Raw genomic sequence first — 13,447 nt, 5'->3', positions numbered from 1 at the left:
GATCCCTCCCTAAGATGACTTTCTATAACACGTATAACAATTCCTGTTTGTTCAACTAAACTGTCTTAAAGTAAGTTCCGACCTTCAGCTTATGCACCCGTTTTTAAGGACATTCTTAACTCTTTACGACTTACGAAACATTACTTAGAAATATTCATGGACGGATACGATAAAGGCAGGGATTTTAGTAAATTTGTACAAGCATGTTTTGTTTTATCTCATATATATAGTAGAAAAAGGAGTGATATTTATGAATTTAAGTAATGATTTTTTATGCCGTCATAATCCATTCTGCGGTCATAGTTCATCCAGCCATGATAAATCATCCTGCTGTGATAAGTCATCCAGCCATGATAAATCATCCTGCTGTGATAAAACATCCTGCTGTGATAAAGCAAAGGACAAAGGGCATAAACAAAAAAGATTTTCGCCAATCGGACAAGCATGTCAGACCCGACAACAAATAAGTGAGTTTTTAAGAAATTCTACCATAGGTTCAATCATTGGATTCACTACAACCGCTGAACCATTTAAACCTATATTTGTAGAGTTACGCAGTTTTGATGCTGTTACTGGACAAGTAGTAGTTACTGACAGAGCAATGGGTAATTTCACTATTAGCCTTTCATCTATTTGTTCCGTTAAAACGATTTGCCCCGTTACAACGCAACCGATGTTTAATGCTTAAGACTTTATAGAGGATTGGGAAAATTAAAAACTCCCCTATGGGAGATGGGGGTCAGGAAGTTCTGAATGACTCCTTCATATTCTTCTCTATTCCAAGCAAGGTGAAAAAAGGCAATTAATTTATTAATTGTCTTTTTGCTGTTTTGTTAGTGTCATAAACGCACGCCCCCTACTTAGCCTGCTCCAGGGAATAAATAAGAAACATGATATGCAAAAAGAGAACATCAGGGGGATTGTAAATCTCCTTGATGTAAAGCTTGCCTCGGATGGTATGACTACACTTTTAATACTCTAATTACGTCTCTTGCTTTTTTAGCAAAATCTAGTGGTGATTCAAGGGATTTTTAGAATAATTAGATACATAGAATGCAGATGGAAATTTATAAAATAATTTTCAGCAAATAAAAGCACCCTGTAAATGATGCTAATATTTTACAAATCAACTCCCGAATTTTTCATTTTTTATAAAGAAGAACTCCTGTCGCTTTATTTCCCCAAACCGCAACTCCGCTTCCTCCTATTCCACAACACCCGATTCTAAAATTTCAACTTTAGCATTCACATTTATCGGGATAGAAGTATAAATTTCATCCCATTTTTTCTTATCCCAGCTTCTAGTCCTCGTTCGTACTTGTTCGCCAATCCCTAGGGGATCAACATGTAGTTTTTGAAAATTCCTCACTAAATTTTCCGAGCGTTCCTTCACATCTTTGGACATTTTATCTTCTATAATTTTAATCATTTTAGGAGTTACTTCATCACCGGTATATTCTCGCAATAGTGCCTTTATCTCGAGATCGATCGTTATAGGAGTATCTGTCATCGGCTTTGAAATCTTATAAGACCTTTTTGTTTTTATATTGTTGACGGAAGCAAATTCTCTCCCTTCAATTTTTGTAGAGAACCCTTCCTTGCTTGTTGTATTTTCATATAACATTTTGAAAATAACATTTTCTCGGCTCTTAGTCTGATACACGTATTCCCCTTTACTATTAAACATGGCATTTCCTTTAATATAAACTTTCCCATCCAATGCTTTTACGATAGGTAAGAATGGGTCCATTCCTTCAGAGTAATGAGCATACAAAAAAAGATGGAGGTTAGTTTTAGGCAACATACCCATTTTTATATTTTGTTCAATTGTATTAGATAAATAAATTCCTTTATCTATGTTGCCAAACTGCGGGCTTAACACACCCTTTGAACTCCCTTCGACAATGCCGAGTTTTAAAGTAGTTCCAATTGAAGGGTCTCTGATTAATGTATCAATTAGATAGAATATTCCTTGTTTCGCAAGCCTTTTTTCGTATAAGACCACCTCTAATTTCCCACTAAATATGGGTCTTTCAGATTGCTGATTCATCTCATCTCGCACGTCTTTACTAAGTGATGATTTCGAACTAAAGGTAATATTTTTAATGGTTTTATCAGGATAATAAAGAGGTGTTACAGCGATAGCTTCGAAATGAGTCTTATCGACATAATCATATCCGATGGCTGTTGCCAAATTTATTTCATCGAGAACTTTGCTTTCCACCCCCATGCAGCCTGAGAGAACACTAATTAAAAGAAGTATCAGGGCCAATTTCGCGAATAAAATTCTCATTTTTTATCTTCCTTTTTATTTGACATGACAGTAGATAAACAAACCAGAAATAAGACATAAGGAATTTCCAAAATCAATCCTAAATTTGAAATGTAATCCACAAATTGATTAATCATTCCCCTGCCTTTAATTAGATTTGTCATCACAACCAATAAAATTAATAGTAGAGCATAAATTGTTTTCTGCTTCATTTTAAAGTATTGTGAAATCCCCCTTGCCGAAACCCACATATAAAGACATACACTAGGTACTAAAACTAAGACCCATGTAGCGATTCCTATGTACTCAAACCGTTCAACAAAAGGCATTTGTACAATTCCCCAAAAGGACAAAGTTGCCCAAATATATCTACTGATTTGGCCTTCACTGTAATACCCTATTGTCAGGATCGTTAGGCATAAATAAAGGAAAACAGAAGTAAGATTTCCTAGTTGCGCCCACTTTTGTGAACTATTACGATGCTTAACCAATGGATAATACATCATTAAAGTGGAAACGCCTAAATAGCTATATGACATTTGCTTAGATGCAAGGGCCATGTCTTTAAGAGAATGATCCCATATGGGCAATAGGTTGCGAAAATGTGTAAATTCCAGCGGGAAATAAAAAGTTAGAATTAAATAAGAAGGGATACTGATCCCTAAAAAACAAAAACCGGCGACCACTCTAAACCCACCTAAAACCACATAATAAATTAATAAAGCAAATATGGAGGTCACCAACCATGTGTTAATTTGGGGGAATACCCATGATTGAACGATTTCAAGATAGGATCTTAAAACAGAAATACCCACCATCAGCCAATACAGTATCCAGATGATATTTAGTAAACCGCCAAGCCACTTTCCAAAAAGTCGTTTCTGTATGCCTATTAAGTCCATATCGTGCCGATTTAATAGCTTGTACATACCCCAAATACCCAATGAAAAGACTACACCACTTATAATGACCGCCATCCAAGCATCATGGCCAGCAGATTGAATAATTATCCTTTGAAATCCCAGGACCCCTACACCCACTTGAATTTTAACGATTAAAAAAAAGACTAGAAATGGCGAGATTTGATCACTTTTATCGTTCATGTAAGAAACCTCCACTCTCACTTACTCTTTAGAATCCTCCTTGGGTTCTAACCGAACAGTGTCTTCCGTCTGAACCTCAATTGGACGTTTAGCCTGAAGAAAAAATGGTAAACGTATCAAGGCATCCCGCATATCATAAATCCTTGGCGGATATAACGGTTCAAGAAATGGCCTCCCTAAGGAAGTTATCCTCAGTAAATGCACAAGCAAAAAACAAAAACTGATAGCTATACCCAATAATCCTAAAAAATAAGCCATGAGTAGGAGAGGAAATCGAATTAAGCGAATGGTATTACCCATTTGATAAACAGGTGTAGTAAAAGAACCAAGAGCCGACAATGCAACAAGAATTAATAATACGTTACTCGTCAGCCCTGCTTCAACAGATGCCGTCCCAATTACAATACCACCTACGATACCTATTGTTTGACCTACTTTAGTCGGCAGTCTAGCTCCTGCCTCCCTGAGAAGTTCGATGGCTAATTCCAAGATTAATGCTTCTAAAATCGGTGGAAATGGAATACCGCTACGAGAAATCACAAGCGTACTGACTAAATCCTTTGGGATCAACTCATAATGATAAGTGAGAACTGCGACATATATGGGGGTCATTAGGATGGAAAACAATACAGCAAAAAAACGAATAAGCCTAAAGAATGAGGCAATCGTCCAGTTGAGAAAATAATCTTCGAATGCCGCAAAGTATTCAAAGAATGTGGAGGGCCCAAGTAAGCCATGTGGAGCTCCATCCACCAAGATCACTACTTTGCCTTCTCCTAGTACCGCAGCCAATCGATCAGGTCGTTCCGTATCGATAAATTGAGGAAAAGGAGAATTTTTATTATCTTCAATCATTTGTGAAATATAGGAGCTATCAATTATTTGGTTGACCCTTAAATCAGATATGCGCTGTATGACGGTTTCTACATTCTCCTTATTTGCAATTCCTTCTATATGAAGCACAGCCACTCTTGTTTTGGATAACTTCCCAACAATAATTTCTTCAACAGCAAGTTCTGCAATTGGAAGCCGTTTTCGGATTAAATATAAATTCGTATCAAGTGATTCAACCAGTGCCTCTTTCGGACCGACAACACTGAACTCCACCTCTGGCAGTGTAACTTGCCTCGAAGTGTTATTTGCTGCTTTAACTAAAACTGCCTGATCAGATTTATTTAATGTTATGGCTATATAACCCATTAACAGCTGACTTTGTAGTTCAGCAGGATTTTTTGTGAAAACAAGCCCCTCTATTGGCAAGTTGTGTACAAGCTCCTCCAGAGTTGAAGAATTTGTATGTAAATAAGGAAGGAGGTCTCTATGCATTATATCTTTATCAATTAATGTATCGAAAAAAGATACACAGTATATTTCATTTTCAAAATTGAGAGTAAAGCTTGTGAAGTCCTTGGACTTTTGCAGATGTTCGAGTACATCAGTGAAGTCTGTAGATTTATGATTTTCTTGCTTTTTAAAGAATGAATATCTTTTCAACAGACTCCACTCCTTTGATTGTAAGATATGGATATTATTAACGAATGGTAGGATTTTATACGCACGAATACTTAGTTGAAATTACTGATTAAAATTAGCGGCCAACTGTAATTTTCAATAAATTTATTAGTGAGTTTTAATCGGTAAATGAAAAGGAATCATTAAAGGGAGTTGTATTGTCTACTACTCCCTCGTCCATTGAATATTTGTTCAGCCTATAACGAATAAAGATGAATCCACCCCAATACTCTAGCCATTCCCATAGATTTCTAGCATTCTTAAAAAACTTCATAATTAGGCTTGCAACAGAATGGATTCCCTGTTATATTACAATCAATTAAATATTTTCTTACTTCAAATTTTTTTGAAGTGAGGATAGAGGAGCAAAGACCATTAGTACACATTTTGAGGAGAATGAGATCCTATGACTATTGTGGAAAGGGGAATTTGCCGAAGCGGAAAGAATCTCATGTTCTTGAAGCTGGTTCTGCTATTGAATAAATACAGGACTGTCATATAGGAAACTATATGGAGGGCTATCTTATGCGCGGAAACATTTTTTGGTAAATATTGTTTCTAATGCAGCAGCGAATCCTCGTTGTTGCTTTTTTGCGTTTACTCCTGAATGGCCCTAACCACCTCTGAATATTTTTAAAAATTATACAAAAGGGTGTGAAGTTATGAATTTTGGCCAAGTTTTAACCGCAATGGTTACCCCATTCAATCATAATGAAGAGGTTGATTTTAATGCTACGAGAACTTTAGTAAACCATTTGATTGCTAATGGTTCTGATGGATTGGTAATAGCCGGTACAACTGGAGAGTCCCCTACATTAACTCAAGAAGAGAAAATAGATTTATTCAAATTTGTTGTAGAAGTTGTTGATGGAAGAGTTCCAGTCATAGCTGGAACCGGCTCAAATAACACGAGAGCTTCCATCAGCTTAACAAAGCAAGCAGAGGCAGCAGGAGTCGACGGAATCATGCTCGTCACCCCATACTATAACAAGCCGTCTCAAGAAGGATTATTTCAGCACTTTAGCGCTATAGCCCATTCAACATCATTACCGGTAATGCTTTATAATATTCCAGGACGAAGTGTTGTAAACATGTCAGTGGAGACGATTGTCAGCCTCTCAAAAATCAACAATATCGTGGCAGTAAAAGAAGCAAGCGGTGACTTAGATGCCATGGCACAAATCATAAGCAAAACAACTAGTGATTTTACTTTGTACAGCGGCGATGATGGGTTGACATTACCAGTTTTAGCCATCGGTGGAACAGGCGTCGTTTCGGTTTCTTCACACATAATTGGTAATGAAATGCAAGAAATGATCAATAGCTTTAAAAATGGTGATGTCCTTGGCGCTGCCGCTGCACATCGTACCCTTCTTCCAATCATGAAAGCATTATTTGCCGCACCAAGCCCGGGACCAGTAAAATCAGCATTAAATATGCGGGGGTTACATGTTGGAGGTGTCCGCTTACCATTGATCCCGTTAAACGATGAAGAAGAAACAGCACTGCAAATAGTTCTACAGCCTAGTAACGCAGAAGCCATTTTATTAAATAAATAAAACGAATGATTCTGGAGAAATTTTAACAAGCAGTGCATACTCGAAAGAAATGCACTGTTTTTTTATCCATGTACGACTCAGGTGGAAGAATTTATACTATATATAAAGAATCAATAAGGAGAGAGCCAATGGGGGGTACACACAAACCAAACATTCTTGTATTTAGTCCTATTCAGACAGAGGTCGATGCTTATGCTGAGCGTATCCGCAATAGTGGGTTCCTATCGGTAAAGACAGCGAAAACTTTGGAGGAAGCAGAAAAATATTTACCCGGCACTGAAGTTATTTTGGGATGGAATTTCCCAACGCAATTACTATGTAAACCAGTTGCCTCATCTGTTCGCTGGTTTCAATCAATGGGAGCCGGGGTCAATGATTTGATTGCAGACAAATCAATACCTCAAAACATTACAATAACTCGAATTATTGACCAATTTGGTGCTTACATCTCTGAATATGTATTTTCGTTTCTCTTGGACATAGTGAAAGACGGTCCTCGGATGAGACAATCGCAATTGGAGCGGAGATGGGATCCTTTCATTTCTGAAACTCTAAAGGGGAAAACAATCGGGGTGGCTGGACTTGGATCGATTGGCGCTGAACTTGTACGTAAAGCCCGGGCATTTGATATGAATGTTCATGGGTTAAGCTTTAGTGGAAAACAAGCAACACTCGTGGATCTCCACTTTACTCCAGATCAATGGGGTGAATTTGTAAAAGATCTGGATTATTTGGTCCTGACCCTTCCTTTAACGGATTCCACTTATCATATCATTAACCAGGACCTTATTTTAGCTATGAAACCCAACGCTTACCTTATCAACGTTGGCCGCGGAGCATTGATAGATGAAGGGGATTTACTATCTGTCATGCGAGCAGGACATCTACAGGAAGCAGTCCTCGATGTATTTGAGACAGAACCGCTGCCAAAAGAACATGCCTTCTGGTCCATGCCGAATGTATTTGTCACTTCTCACCTGTCAGGACCAAGTACGATTAACGAAGTGAGCAGCTTTTTCATAGAAAATTTAAGTCGATTTTCAAGTGAACAACCATTAAGTGGAATAGTAGATCGGAACCGAGGGTATTAAACCCGATTTGAATTGTTGTTATTTGCTTGCAATTAAATATTTATTGAAAAGGCCGCATTCTTCAACGGAGGAATGCGGCCTACATTTATTTAGCTTCATATTCCTTTTACAAATCAAAAAGCCCCTCACAAGAGATAGGCTTTTTTTTCGATGGAGATAACGCAAGGCTACCATCCATTTAATATTATCTCCTCATGTATCGTTCCATAAGAAAAAGCTGCCATAAATGACAGCTCCGATCAGTAAACGAGTCTATAAATTGTATAAACAAACTAGTGATGCGAGTAGTGGAAACTGGACATGCTTTGGATGCCGGCAGCGCGAATCACGCTTTTCTGTTCGAATCCAGAACCTCCAAATAGTGCTGATTGTACATAATGCCTAGGATATTCCCAAAGGGATCAACCACGGATGCAGTAATGAACCCCTGACCGCGAACTGTGGGTGCCTCGTGTTCTTTCGCTCCCATGGACAGCAGCTTCTCGAAAGTAGCTGTCACATCGTCGACGTGCCAGTACACGACGGCACCCCCGGCCGCTCCGGTCGACGAACCACCGGGTGCGTAGCGGCTATCGATTAGGCCCAGCTCGTGCTGGTAGTCCCCGAGACGAAACTCGGCATATCCCGGGCGTTCGAAGTATGGGTCGGTACCCAGCAGCTCTGCGTACCACTTCTTTGCCGCCTCTAGATCGTCCGCCCAAAAACTGACGGTGGTGAGTCCTCTTAATGTCTTTGTTTCGCTCATAATCGATTTCCTCCTCAATGTTGAGTAAGTAACTATACTTCAATATTTAGGGTCACCGGGTGATTTCCTAGTTGCTGTTCCGATAGCTATTGTAAACGTCTATGCTGACTACAGTATGTCAGTGCAGGTGAATATTTATCAAAAGTGGTTGAACGTTTATTCCTTTGATTAACTTCGATTTACTTACGAATAAACCCTTCTCTTTTTCAAGAAAATGTCCCAATTGTTGAACAAAGTTTAAACGGCATTGTTGACTAACCTTCCTCTAGCAATAAGAAAAAGCTGCCTTAATGACAGCTCCGTTTCTTCACTAGCACACCCTTTCTTTCAACAAGAGTTGGTTTAGTTCTCATTATATGTAATCGATCTCGAAATGAGTGGATAGTAAATCCATGCTTTGTAAATCCCATTCAAAGGTAAGTATGGCTGATTGTTTTGATTTATGAGCCAGGAGGGGTACACCATTTTTTATGATCATGCTTTCTGCATCCCAAAAACGGACCGTTTCGTCTTCGCCAGTACGATTACAGACTATTACGGGCAGCCCTGTTTCTAGTGACCTTTGTTCCCATTCTCCCTCCGGACCATGTAATCCGGGACCCCAAGAAGACGGTGCAAGTAATATTTCTGCTCCTTTTTCAGATAAGGTGCAAGCAATATCTTTGTTATATGCGTCTGCACAAATCATAATACCAACCTCAACATTGTCTGTTTTTATTGGCTCCAATACTTCCCCTGAAGCTGACCAATCATCAATAACACTGATTTTTCTCTGTTTACCTATTAAATGACCTTTTTTATCTATGACAAACACAGAATTATACAACTCTCCATCACTGCCTTTTTCAGGGCAGCCCAAAAATACAGTGCTTTTCAAATTCTTTAGTTTACGGCCCAAATTATTCATCCAATCATCAGGTTGCTTGTTAATCCACCCAGTCCCAACCTTATGATTGAATTGAAGTCCGCTGACACATAGTTCGGGTGTTATAATCCATTCGGCATTATTATTTGATGCAATATGAATGGCTTGTTCAATTAGTTTTTGGTTATGCTCCACATCACCAGCGATGGGCAATAGGTGGAGTAAAGCTATTTTTATTTTTCCCATAGTGGTCTCCCAAACATCAACTTATATTAATGGCCATGCTTGTAATGATTGTAGCATGGACATGGATTGGCTTGTTCAAGTAATCTATCCCGAAAAAGAAAAAGCTGTTTCCTCCCCTATCTCTAAACAAGCCTTTGCTCTAATGAGCAAAGGCCGTTTTTACGAGTTTCTTCTATATATACACCAAATTTGCCAAAAGTGCCCCCATTCGTATACCTATACTTTTACGAACGAATAATTTGTTCTTTGGATATCTGCTTTGAAGCATCGGGAATCTTTCGTATTTTATAATTAATCATATCTGAAGAGTAAACCATGATACTCACCATTCCTCCTTTGATTGTGGCCCGGATCAGGATCGGTTGATTGTACTTGTTTTTAAAACTAAAATCAGGCCCATACCAGCTTACTGTAGCATCGCGGCCAGATGGAACATACGCAACGCTCCTTGTATGGGAATAGCGTTGAACCGTTTGCAACCCTGCATTGTCGATAGCATTAAACAAGGTGGATGAAACCTGGCAAATCCCTCCGCCAATCCCTTCAGAAAACTCTCCTTTAACGATAACCCGAGCGAGCAAATATCCTTTTTCCACTGACCTCTTGCCAACAACTTGGTTAAAAGAAAAGACCTCTCCTGGAAACACGACATAATTATTAATGGCTTCTGTAGCAAGTGTGATATTATTTGAACGATTTTTATTGTTCACATTAAAATAGGTTCTATATTCACCTATCTTTTTTTCACGAATTTCCGCAAGTATTTCGCTGTCAACCTTTGGATGAATAGCAAGCAAAGGTACTTCTAGTTTGTATGATCTACTACTGTACAAAAAGGAATGAAATTGCTCTTTGAAGGCTTGATGGTATAGCTTGTAACCTACCCGCCCAGGTAGAATATTACCTTGTCTGTCCATTGTGGCATTTACAGGTTTTTGGTAAACTTGCCGGTCTATTTTTTCGACAAATTGATTGTATTTATCCACGTCCAACATAGGAACATCCAGGTAGGGCATCGTAATATCAGCATGGTTGACACTTGCAATCGTTTGTCCTTGGTGGGTTACCAATAAGCTTTCTGTAATATTCACTGGTTGAACGAATAGCAAAAGTCCGGCAATCCATGTTAATCTCATTGAATGCACCTCCTGGGTTGGTTTCCTTGAACATTAACATTTTTCACCTCAAATCTTCATAAATTGCATCTTGATCAATAAACCAGCGATCAGGCAAACTCTCCTTACGGATCATAAAATGCATAACCTTTTTTTCTTTGCCATCTTTCTTCTTTTGTATAGCTACTTGAACGGGTACATCCACGAGAAATAGACCATTTAGCTGTTCAGGCGGTTGTCTTAAAGGGTCAACTACTCCAAAATATGTAATATCTTTAACAAGTTTATTGACACGGGTAAGGTGACTCGGATTTGATAAGGTCATTGCTAATAATTCCTGATTTCCTTGATTAATGGCAATGGTGAAAATACGTATAAGTTCATAAGGATTTACGGTTTGTATATAATCATCAAGCTTACCAGCGGCTTTCAATATCATTAATTTATGAGAAAGATCTTCGTTTTTCAAACGATGCGTAATACTTCCAGAGAAATGAACACAAAAATGACCTGAAAAACCATTTGGAAGAGCACCAGCACCATGTGGCATTCCGTGCATGGATGCAGCAATCATTTGATTATTGATTAATACAATAATGGCTCTTCTATTCCAACTCCATTTATTATTATAAATTTTCTTCATGATTTGAGTATCTTCTTTGGTTAATGGCTGTACATCGGCATGATGGCTGCCTGCCCTTCGTTGTACCTTAAATGATAAACCAGTTTCAATATCGATTATGGTAAAATTTGTTTTATCAGGAATAATGTTATTTACAATCTCCCAAGGTAACATCTCAATTTTAAAGCTTATGGGTCCTTCTTCATCTTCCCATTCCATTGCATAGACCGACTGATCGACCATTAAGACAAATATAAAAATAGCGATAATTACTTGATATAATTTATTGTTTTCCATTTGGCCTCTCCTGCATTTTTTCTTATTATTTCAGGACATAATAAATTGAATACCTTTGAAAATTTGGAAATTCTTCAAATTAAGCTAAAAAGGCTCAGACACGCTAGTGTTGATGGTCCAATATGTACTTTTGATATCCCTTATCCGGTAACTTAGAAACTACACAAGATGCCATGCGGCCTGCTCCGAGGAAAAATAAAAGACATGATATACAAAAAAGAAAACATCAGTGGGATTGATAATCTCACTGATGTAAGGCATGCCTCTTATAGTCTGACTACACTTTTAATACTCTAAATGCATCTCTAACTTTTTTAGCAAAATCTAGCGGTGGTTCAATCGATTCAAAGTGCATATACATTGCCCGAGGTTCTTCAAATAACCAGTGATTATGAATAGAAGTAACTAAAAGGTCCCTTTTTCTAAGTTCAGTTAATAACGGGTTAACTTCTTCTTGTAAAAGAACTGTTTCCCCTAAATTTAACGCATTCCCCCTACTATCAACATTTTCAAACGTAAAAAATTGCGGATTGACTAGTGGAGATTGCGTTCTGCGATCAAGTATTGTGAATCTAATATTACGAAACTTTTGCACCAAGCACACTCCTTCTGGAGTAATCATTCCGTCTCCGCCTAAAATTCTTGCATATTCCTGACACAATCTTCTTCGTTTTTCCGAACTCATGAAAAATCCCCTTTCAAAAAAAATTTTCCACATGCTAAAATTCACGATTATTATATTCATCCATTGATGGGGATATTAGTTTATTATCCTCAACTTCTAATAATCTAGGTTATATGAACATGAAAATCCCTTCAGATTATGTTCTGAAGGGATTTTTGTAGAGTATTATGATACATGTACTAAAGATGCTTACATTGATATGGGAACAATGAAAGGCTCTCACCTTCAACAAGAAATAAAAGAAGGCAAGGGCTTTTTAACTTTTATTGAATTAAACCACTGATCATTCTTAAGTGGGATTGGATATGAAAAGAAGAGTTTATTTAAAAAGGAAATAGTCCCTCGATAGATTTTGCCATTCGCTGATGTAGGAAATATCATTGCAGGGGCTGTTTTTCATCAAGAAATTGAAGTGGAAGGAGCTGAGGTGACGGATTTCAGGAGTTTACACGTATACTTATTTCTATTTCAGGTGTTTCTAGCGTTGTTATGTTAATTAGTAAGTGAAAACATAAAAAGGGCACTTCCTCGAATAAGGAAGCGCTTCCATATTATATTAAGCTATTGGACTTTCATTATAGCATGATCACTATTCAAATAAAAGGAATTAATGTTTAATTTTAGAAAAATATTTTGACATTAGAAAGAGGTCTGGATAAGTCACTATGAAAACTACTAATTTAACTCAGTATCAACAAAAGACCGTCCAGCTTTTGAAAATCGGACGGCCTTAGGATAATGGAATGTACTTTTACTTTCCTTCGTAAGGGAAAATGTTTATTTAGCTGCACCAGCTTTATTTATCACTGCCTTCGCTACCTGCAATGCGGATTCATAATCTGCGTGATCCGTGACTTCCGGTACATATTCCACATACTCAATGGTTCCTTCTTGATTTATTACAAATACTGCCCTGCATTCCAATCGTTGTTCTTTCATATACGTTCCATATGCAGTACCAAATGACAAATCAAAATGGTCGGAGAGAATGGTTATAGCTTCGACATTACTTTCATTACACCATCTTGCTTGAGCAAAGGGAAGGTCTGCGCTGATAGCCAACACCGCTACATCATCACCCATTTTGCTTGCTTCTTCATTTAAGACCCTTGTTTGTAAATCACATACACCAGTATCAAGCGAAGGAACAGTCGTGATGATGCATGTCTTATTTTTATAGTCTGTTAAATGTGCTTTACGGCGGTCATTTGTTAATAGTGCGAAGTCAGGTGCCTTATCCCCTACTCTTAGTTCGGGACCAATCAAGGTCACTGGATTACCGCCTAAAGTCACTGCACCAGTACGTTCATGTGCCAAATTGAACCCTCCAACTCT

Annotated in this window: 12 protein-coding genes and 1 riboswitch; of the genes, 3 read left to right on the top strand and 9 right to left on the bottom strand. The window is 38.0% G+C overall.

Translation table 11 applies throughout. The annotated features are described in order from the left end of the window. Nucleotides 1-250: 250 nt before the first annotated feature. Nucleotides 251-688: a hypothetical protein gene (locus A6755_RS26540; RefSeq protein ID WP_134402087.1), complete on the top strand. Its 438-nt coding sequence runs from the start codon at nucleotides 251-253 to the stop codon at nucleotides 686-688. Between the two features lie 516 nt (nucleotides 689-1,204). Here the strand turns inward: A6755_RS26540 and A6755_RS05465 are convergent. Genes A6755_RS05465 through A6755_RS05455 form a run of 3 tightly spaced genes read right to left on the bottom strand, consistent with a single transcriptional unit; the run spans nucleotide 1,205 to nucleotide 4,869 of the window. Next, complete coding sequence (locus tag A6755_RS05465; protein ID WP_063589998.1) at nucleotides 1,205-2,293, bottom strand: Ger(x)C family spore germination protein; 1,089 nt, start codon at nucleotides 2,291-2,293, stop codon at nucleotides 1,205-1,207. Next, nucleotides 2,290-3,375 carry a GerAB/ArcD/ProY family transporter gene (locus A6755_RS05460; protein ID WP_063589997.1) on the bottom strand — a complete coding sequence of 362 codons (1,086 nt, stop codon included), beginning with the start codon at nucleotides 3,373-3,375 and terminating at the stop codon, nucleotides 2,290-2,292. The genes A6755_RS05465 and A6755_RS05460 overlap by 4 nt, the downstream gene beginning before the upstream one ends. 21 nt (nucleotides 3,376-3,396) lie before the next feature. Then, nucleotides 3,397-4,869: a spore germination protein gene (locus A6755_RS05455; RefSeq protein ID WP_084737459.1), complete on the bottom strand. Its 1,473-nt coding sequence runs from the start codon at nucleotides 4,867-4,869 to the stop codon at nucleotides 3,397-3,399. 368 nt (nucleotides 4,870-5,237) lie between these two features. Continuing rightward, a riboswitch (Lysine riboswitch) is annotated at nucleotides 5,238-5,416 on the top strand. A 133-nt stretch (nucleotides 5,417-5,549) separates the two neighbouring features. On the opposite strand from A6755_RS05455, the gene dapA reads away from it, so the two are divergent. Next, the gene (gene dapA / locus A6755_RS05450) at nucleotides 5,550-6,446 is read left to right on the top strand and encodes a 4-hydroxy-tetrahydrodipicolinate synthase (protein WP_063589995.1); all 897 of its coding nucleotides are present in this window, start codon (nucleotides 5,550-5,552) and stop codon (nucleotides 6,444-6,446) included. Nucleotides 6,447-6,574: 128 nt separating this feature from the next. After that, nucleotides 6,575-7,537 carry a D-2-hydroxyacid dehydrogenase gene (locus A6755_RS05445; protein ID WP_063589994.1) on the top strand — a complete coding sequence of 321 codons (963 nt, stop codon included), beginning with the start codon at nucleotides 6,575-6,577 and terminating at the stop codon, nucleotides 7,535-7,537. A gap of 325 nt (nucleotides 7,538-7,862) precedes the next feature. Here the strand turns inward: A6755_RS05445 and A6755_RS05440 are convergent, their stop codons facing one another. The 6 genes from A6755_RS05440 to tpx form a co-directional block, all read right to left on the bottom strand. Then, nucleotides 7,863-8,282 (bottom strand): VOC family protein, encoded by a 420-nt coding sequence (locus tag A6755_RS05440; RefSeq protein ID WP_063589993.1) that lies wholly within the window; start codon nucleotides 8,280-8,282, stop codon nucleotides 7,863-7,865. A 352-nt stretch (nucleotides 8,283-8,634) separates the two neighbouring features. Next, a complete protein-coding gene (locus A6755_RS05435; RefSeq protein ID WP_063589992.1) occupies nucleotides 8,635-9,393 on the bottom strand; it encodes a carbon-nitrogen hydrolase family protein in 759 nt (252 codons plus the stop codon). 224 nt (nucleotides 9,394-9,617) lie between these two features. Further along, nucleotides 9,618-10,529, bottom strand: a complete 912-nt coding sequence (locus A6755_RS05430; RefSeq protein WP_063589991.1) for a VanW family protein — start codon at nucleotides 10,527-10,529, stop codon at nucleotides 9,618-9,620. Nucleotides 10,530-10,572: 43 nt separating this feature from the next. Beyond that, the gene (locus A6755_RS05425; protein ID WP_063589990.1) at nucleotides 10,573-11,427 is read right to left on the bottom strand and encodes a hypothetical protein; all 855 of its coding nucleotides are present in this window, start codon (nucleotides 11,425-11,427) and stop codon (nucleotides 10,573-10,575) included. Between the two features lie 277 nt (nucleotides 11,428-11,704). Next, nucleotides 11,705-12,112, bottom strand: a complete 408-nt coding sequence (locus A6755_RS05420; RefSeq protein ID WP_063589989.1) for a DUF1259 domain-containing protein — start codon at nucleotides 12,110-12,112, stop codon at nucleotides 11,705-11,707. Between the two features lie 777 nt (nucleotides 12,113-12,889). Beyond that, a complete protein-coding gene (tpx, locus tag A6755_RS05415) occupies nucleotides 12,890-13,429 on the bottom strand; it encodes a thiol peroxidase (RefSeq protein WP_063589988.1) in 540 nt (179 codons plus the stop codon). Nucleotides 13,430-13,447: the final 18 nt, after the last annotated feature.

This window comes from Peribacillus frigoritolerans (assembly GCF_001636405.1).
Classification (GTDB): domain Bacteria; phylum Bacillota; class Bacilli; order Bacillales; family DSM-1321; genus Peribacillus; species Peribacillus frigoritolerans.
Note: the sequence above shows the minus strand (reverse complement) of the source record. Positions and strands in the feature narration are given on the sequence as shown.